Source organism: Variovorax sp. P2_H12 (assembly GCF_056403395.1).
Genome location: NZ_JBFUFO010000086.1, coordinates 1 through 6,727, shown reverse-complemented (window position 1 = coordinate 6,727; position 6,727 = coordinate 1). Strand labels below are relative to the sequence as shown.

Genomic DNA, 6,727 nt, shown 5'->3' with positions numbered 1-6,727 from the left:
GTCGGCGGCCTTCGCCTCGGCCCGTGCCTGACGCAGCGCCGGATGCTCCGGCGCTGCCGACAGGGCCTCCTGGACGTCCACGACACCACCGCCCCACTGCAGATCCGGCGGCAGCGCCACCTCCTCGCCGACAAGCTTGACCAGACTGAGCATTACATCGCGGCGCAGGGCCAGACCCTGGGGCGCGCGGGGCGCGTCCATGTCACGCGCGATGCGGACGTCCTGGTGTGGGTGGGCGGCGATTCGGTCACCTGCATCGACGGCAGCGTGGCGCTCTAGGCGGACGTCCGCATTCGCCCTGCTTTTTCGCGGCGTCCGCAGTGGACACATTTTCCCTATGAGATTCGGGTGGCACCAACCCAAGGCAGGCCTCGTCTCATCACCGCGCAAAACGAGGGTCGCCCGAGCCCACTCACTCGTAGCTCATGGTGAAGGTCATGGCGGTGTTCGCGCTGCCGGGGCTCACGGCCGCGCCGGTCTGGTAGTAGCGCGCATTGAACGGGATGGCGTAGTCGCCTCCCGTGCTGGCGCTGTAGCCGCCGAGCGTCCTGGACCTGCCGAGCGGGAACACGTTGCCCGAGCCGTCGAGCAATTGCACGCCGACGCCCGTGGCGGTCGAGCCGGAATTCAGCGCGACCACCGAGTTGGCCGCATTCACGATCGGCGTGACGGCGTCGATCTGGTAGGTGACGCGGTTGATCCCGGCCGGGCAGCTCTTCAATCCGACATTGAATGCGGTCATCGCGGTGAAGCTCCCCGGACCCTTGAATTCCGACGACTTGTGGCTGCGGAGATCCACCAGCACATCGGGTGTCAGGCAGGACAGCACGGTGACCTGGGTGGCGGTGGTGGAAATGATGACCGCCCTGGGGTCATAAGCGGCGTTGGCAAAGACCCTCCCCTGCGCGACCGGCCCGGCACCGACCCGCCCCGAGGTGATGGCGCCGATTTTCACCAACCTCGCGCGAAATTGCGCGCCATTCGGTCGGAGTTCGAGCGAATTGCAGCCACTCCCCCCACCGGTGGACGAGACCACCCCCCAAGTGGTCTCCCAGCCACACCCGTTTCTGTAGATCTTGCGACCCATGGCGATGCCGACGCCGGGCAGGTCGGTCTTGTACACGGGGTAGGTCACTCCTGTGTCCACGATCGTCGTCCCCGAAAGCTCCAATCCCAGGGGGAAGACGCTCACACCGATGAATTCCTGCACGGTGGAGGAACACATGTACCAGTTCTGCGTGGCGGGGGTCTGGGCCCAGGCCGTCAGCGGGGTGCCGACCGGCGCGTCGCGCGGCACCGCCACGGCGATCGGCATCGTCAAGGTCACGGCCTGCACGGAGATTGTGCAGGTGGTCACCGCCCATGCGCCGGACGACAGGCCCATGAGCGCGAAGCCCACCAGCAGGTGGGCCATGCCGAGTCTGGTGCGCGCGCTGAATCGTCGAGATAGTTTCATCGCAGTTCTTTCGGAGGATGTGAGTTATCGGCAATCGGCATCGGCCGTTGCATAGGAAGTCGACCGGGCGTCGCCGGCGGGCAGGGTGTAGCTGAGCGAGCAGGTCGAGCTCGCGCCCTCGCCCCAGCGCGCGGTCAGGGTGCCGCTGTCGCTCTTGAGGCCGCGCGCGATGATCCGGCCCGCCTGCGCCACGGTGCCCACGTTGTTTCCTTCGGCGTCGAACACTTCCGCGCCGAAGAGCAGCGGGGTGCCGTCTGCGGCCTTCGCGCGGATGATCGCGGCCCGGCCGGTGTTGTCGGTGTCGAACTTGACGAGCGACACCGCGCCCGAGGTCGGTGCGACGCGCTGTTCGGTGGACTTGAGTTCCACGTTCACGGGCAGGCCCTTGGGATCGATCTCGATCTGGTTGTTCGCGAACGGCGTCAGGTTCGACACGATCGCGCGGCCCCACGGATCCACCCGCAGGCCGCTGGCGTTGGCGACGCGCGCGCCCGCCGCATCCTTGGCCTCGACGATCGCGATGGTCTCGCCGGTGCTCGGCGTGAACGCCACGCCGCCGGCGTAGGCGACGACCGTTCCGGATACGCCGGCGCCCACCTGCGAATAGTTGCTGCTCTTGCTCGCGTTGGCGGTGAGCGCGGCCATCGGGGAAGCGTAGGCGACATTGGCACCGATGCTGTTGGCGCTGCCCGTCGCGCCGATGCCGTCGCCGCCACTGCTGTGGCCGGCGTTCAGGCCGTAGGTGAAGGCGTTGTCCTCACCCAGCGCTCCGGTCACCGATTGCTGGACGCTGGTGCCCCCATCCTGGTCGCGCTGCAGACTGGTCGTCGAATACGGCGCACGCGCGCCGCTGCCGAGCGGAATGCTCAAGTTCAGCATCACGCGGTTGTCCCAGTTGCGAGCGGCCGGGTTGTACTCCCGCACTGCGGAAATGCCGTAGTTGAGCCGCTTGTAGCTGTTGTTGTAGCCGACCTGGAACTGCGTGTCGGTGCCGCTGCGATTCCAGTAGTTCTGGGTGGAGCCGGACACGTAGAACGAGCCATAGCCCTGGGGCAAGGTCTGGTTCAAGACCAGCTGCAGCCTGCCGCGCTGGGTGTCGTTGCCGACGCCCCTCAGGCCGCGGCTTTCCAGGTCGCGCAGCGCCACGGCGTCGGACAGACTCAGGTACCCGCGGCTGGAATAGCGGTAGGCCGCCACCGTCAGGTTGGTGTTCGTCGGTTCGATCAGCTTGCTGTAGCTCAGCCGCATGCTTTGACCGTTCCGGCCGGGCTGGTCTTGCAGGCGGGTGCTGGCGTGGGTGACGTCGGCGCCGAAGGCGCCATAGTCGGTGTTCAGGGCCGCACCGGCCACGGCGGCCGCATAGCCCTGCGTCAAGGTCAGGCCGCCGTAGCCCGTCACCATGTTGGTGAAGCCGCGCTGGATGGTGGCCTGGGACATCATCGGCGTGCTCTGCACGCTGGTGTTTCGATACTGGCCCACGGTGACGTTGTAGCGCGTCACGCCCGGTCGCAGCGCGTTCACCGCGGCCGCGTAGGGCACCCTGGAAATGCGCACGCGGCCGTCGGCCTCGGTCACGACCACTTCCAGGTCGCCGCCATAGCCCGTCGGATAGAGATCGTTGATCTCGAACGCGCCGGCCGCCACCGTGGTCTCGTAGATGATGTTGCCGTTCTGGCGGATCTGCACGCGCGCATTGCTGCTCGCGATGCCGCGCACGGTCGGTGCGTAGCCGCGCTGCGACTCCGGGTACATGCGGTCGTCGCTGGCCAGCTGCACGCCGCGAAAGCCCACGCTGTCGAACACGGTGCCGTCGGTGAAGGAATCGCCCAGCACCAGCTGGCTCTTGATCGAGGTGATGCCGCGCTGCACGTTGGTCTGCATGCTCTGGTAGCGGGTCCCCGACGGATCGCCGCTGGTCAGGCTGCCGCTGTGACGAAAGCGCCATGCGCCCACATTGACGCCGCCGTTGAGGCCGACGTAGCTTTGCGTGTGGGATTGGCCGGCGCTTTCCGCGCGATAGGTGCTGGCGTTGTATTGCAGCCGGGCGGCCGTCACGCCGTCGTCCCAGTATTTCGGGTCGACATAGCCACGCACCGAGCGCGACATCGCGATCTGCGGCACGGTGATGTCGAGCCGCTGCTCGCCGTTGTCGAATGCGGCAGTGGCGTCCGCCACCAGTTCCGACAGCGGCATGCAGGCGGCGCCGCCGGCATCCAGGCGCGCACCAGCCTCGGGGACGAGTTTGTTGAGGTCGACGCCGATGCGCTCCAGAAGCGCCCGATCGAAACAGGGCTGCACGTTGGCGCTGTCGCCACCGACCTGGCGCAGCGTCACCTCCGAGCGACCGAGCCAGTTATCGTTCACGTAGAGCTCGGCGCGGTAGCTGCCCGCGAGCGGGACGTTGCCCTTGCTGAAGCGGCTGAAGTCGATCTGTGCGCCGCCGGGCTGCTGCAGGAAGAGGTCGTTGAATTCGACCTGGGCCACCACGGTGGAAGCCGGCGCAGCGCCGGAATCAGCCCAGGCGCCGGCGCTTGCGCTTGCGCACAACGAGAGCACCAGCGCGCTCGTCGGGCGCAGCCGGAACCGCCGGGAAGTCTGATTCTTGAATGTCTGCATCGGGATGTCGTAGCGAAAAATGGGACGAAGCACCCCCCTGCCGGCGCATGCGGCATGTTCGAGATCGGGGAGGCTGGAAGGAGAGGAGATCCGGGCGTGGCCCGGTGCCGCCTACTTGGCGGGCGAGGAGGCCCGCGCGTCGAGTGGCGCCTCGTTCGTGACGGCGCCACCGTAGTCGTTGAGGGCCTGGTAGCGCACCTTGGCGTCAGGGCCTTGCGGAACATCGCCCGAAAGCGGGAAGACTTTCGTCTCGCCCGGGGCGATCATCCCGCCATCGTCGAACCGCGCGGTCTTGCCGCCTGCTGCAAGTTCGATGGAAGAAAAGGACACGTGAAAGGGCGAGGGATTGCGCCCTTCGAGCGCCGGCCGATTGGCGGACTGCACCAGGCGCCAGAGGATCTGCGCGGGGGCTTCGTTCGCGCTGCCCTTCAGGGCCGCGGGCCGAAAGAACAGCTTCACGCGGGAGCGGAAGGCCATCTGGAGCTTGTTGACGTCGGCTTCCTCGGCTGTCGGCTTGGGCGGGACTTCCAGCACGTTGAGCCAGAACACAGACTCCTTGTCCTGGGGCATCGCCTCGCCGGTATGGATGATTCGCAGCGTCTGGGCCTTGCCGGGGTCGATGCGCGCCACCGGAGGCGTCACGCTGAACGGCACGTCGATGCTGGCGGGCGTCGCCTTGGGGTCGCCCTTGTCGATCCAGGTCTGCGTGAGCGCAGGCGACTTGCCTTCGTTGCTGAGCTTGATCGTCGTCTCGCGATCGTTGGCGTTGTAGATGACCCGCGTACCGCCGATGACGACCGACGCCTGCGCCTGCAGTGCAGCGGCCAGTCCCAGTGCGAGGACGGCGGCGGTCAAAGAGGTCTTGAAGGTTCGAATCATCATGGGGTTGGCTCTCGCTGGATCTGGGGAATTTGAGAAGAAAAAAGGGAGATGGGACACAGGCGCACCGGTGGTGCGCCTGCGTGTGGCCAACGATTACTGATAGACGAGCGTGTACAGCACGCTCGAGTTGGCAGCGCCGGCGCCGGCAGCCGCACCGTTGGCGACGTATTGCGCGTAGTACGACAGCGTGGCGGACCCACCGGCAATCGCGACCGGCGTGGAATTCTGCGAAGCATCGGCGAAGCCCGCCCTGATCGGGGTGAAGTCCGCGTTCAGCAGACCGATCTGGACGTTGTTGGCGCCGCCCGCGTTCAGCCTCAGGTTGCCGGTGGCGCCGTCGGTGGTGAGGCCGGGCTCGAAGTAGGTGTGGACGTTGCCCGAGTTCGGCGTGCAGGCGCTCAGGGCGATGCTGAAGGCGGTGCGGCCGGCGGTCTGGCCTGCAGCGGCCAGCGCCGAAGTCGACACGGTGGGCAGCGTGACCGTGAAGTCCCTGGCACCGGTGCCGTTGCCGTTGATGGTGCAGGTCTGCGCGGTGACCTGGCCGTTGAAAGTGATGGTGCCGTCGTTCGCGGAAGCCACCTGCGCGACCATCGCGGTGCTGGCCAGAATCAGAGTGGAGAGAAGCTTGTGGTTCATGTTGAGAATATTTACTAAGTTGAAGGGCAGGTATCCGGCAGAAAGGCGGCCCGAGAGACGGCACCTATTGCCTGTATGCAATTACATCGAAGAGCGCACCACAAGACCATGGGAAAAATCTCGACTTCAACGCAGACTCTTCGCAGTTCATCGCCCTGCTGGAAGATGACCCCGGCCTGGCCGTGGTGGGCGAGGCCGAATCAGCCGACAAGTTGCTGGCCCTCTTGCGCGAAACGCCGGCCGATCTGCTGATCACCGATTTCTCGACGCCGGGCGGGCAGGCGGCCGACGGCCTCGGCCTGATCCGGCGTCTGCGCCGCGACCATCCCGAGTTGCCGATCATCGTGCTGACCATGATCGCCAATGTGGGCGTGCACGGCACGATCATCGAGGCCGGCGTGCGCGGCCTGATCGACAAGGGCGCCCGGGAGCACGGCCTGACTTCCTGAAAAGGTCGCGCCCTGTTCGACTCGCCGCGGGGTACCGTCACGCTCGAATCCCGAGGGATCCGAGCGGGCGCTCGAGTCCCGTCGCACTCACTCACCGCGACTGGGGCACCCCGCCATCGACCGCCCCGAAAAGCCAGGGCAGCAAAACCGCCGCATCCGCGCGGATGCGCAGGTCGGCTGCCTCGCCGTCGAAGCGGCTGTTCACCTGGGCGATCTGGTTGTTGTAGTGGTCGCTCTCGGCGATGAGCACATCCAGCAAGGTCCGCTTGCCCAGGTGATACCACTGCTCGAAGAAGATCTCCCGCACGCGGTTCGAGTCCTTGATCAGCTCCGTGTATTCGATCGCCCGGCTCAACGCCGCATCGCGCTGCTGGGCAGACGTGCGCAAGCGGTACTCCAGGTCGCGCGTGGCCGCCAGGGCTTTTTCCTCGCCAGCGGCGGCGCGCTCGAACGCCGCCCGCTCCGCAGCGCTCGACGATCCGCCCTGGAAGGCGTTCCATTGAATCGAGAGTCCGGTCGCCCACGGTTGGCTCTTGCCGAGGCTGTCCTCCTGCGTCGTCTTCGAGACCACCCAGTTCAGCTGCGGCAACCTCGAAGCCCGCACCGATTGAGCGTACAGGTCGGCGGCCTTCGCCTCGGCCCGTGCCTGACGCAGCGCCGGATGCTCCGGCGCTGCCGACAGGGCCTC

The 6,727-nt window shown here is 66.7% G+C and carries 6 protein-coding genes and 1 pseudogene; 2 read left to right on the top strand and 5 right to left on the bottom strand.

Features of this window, described 5'->3' with window-relative positions; genetic code table 11:
* Positions 1-279 (top strand): annotated as a pseudogene (locus AC1DYK_RS35135) (hypothetical protein); the annotation flags it as partial.
* Between the two features lie 133 nt (positions 280-412).
* On the opposite strand, the gene AC1DYK_RS35130 reads toward AC1DYK_RS35135, so the two are convergent.
* The 4 genes from AC1DYK_RS35130 to AC1DYK_RS35115 form a co-directional block, all read right to left on the bottom strand.
* Positions 413-1,414, bottom strand: coding sequence for a fimbrial protein (locus tag AC1DYK_RS35130; RefSeq protein WP_478170484.1), 1,002 nt, complete (start codon positions 1,412-1,414; stop codon positions 413-415).
* A gap of 66 nt (positions 1,415-1,480) precedes the next feature.
* The gene (locus AC1DYK_RS35125; protein WP_478170483.1) at positions 1,481-4,072 is read right to left on the bottom strand and encodes a fimbria/pilus outer membrane usher protein; all 2,592 of its coding nucleotides are present in this window, start codon (positions 4,070-4,072) and stop codon (positions 1,481-1,483) included.
* Between the two features lie 111 nt (positions 4,073-4,183).
* Positions 4,184-4,951 (bottom strand): fimbria/pilus periplasmic chaperone, encoded by a 768-nt coding sequence (locus tag AC1DYK_RS35120; RefSeq protein WP_478170486.1) that lies wholly within the window; start codon positions 4,949-4,951, stop codon positions 4,184-4,186.
* 96 nt (positions 4,952-5,047) lie between these two features.
* A complete protein-coding gene (locus AC1DYK_RS35115) occupies positions 5,048-5,590 on the bottom strand; it encodes a fimbrial protein (protein ID WP_478170482.1) in 543 nt (180 codons plus the stop codon).
* A 32-nt stretch (positions 5,591-5,622) separates the two neighbouring features.
* Here AC1DYK_RS35115 and AC1DYK_RS35110 point away from each other — a divergent pair, with 32 nt between their 5' ends.
* Positions 5,623-6,039 carry a response regulator gene (locus tag AC1DYK_RS35110; RefSeq protein WP_478170485.1) on the top strand — a complete coding sequence of 139 codons (417 nt, stop codon included), beginning with the start codon at positions 5,623-5,625 and terminating at the stop codon, positions 6,037-6,039.
* 91 nt (positions 6,040-6,130) lie between these two features.
* Here AC1DYK_RS35110 and AC1DYK_RS35105 read toward each other — a convergent pair.
* A partial coding sequence (locus tag AC1DYK_RS35105) for a TolC family protein (RefSeq protein WP_478170481.1) occupies positions 6,131-6,727 on the bottom strand: 597 nt, incomplete at its 5' end.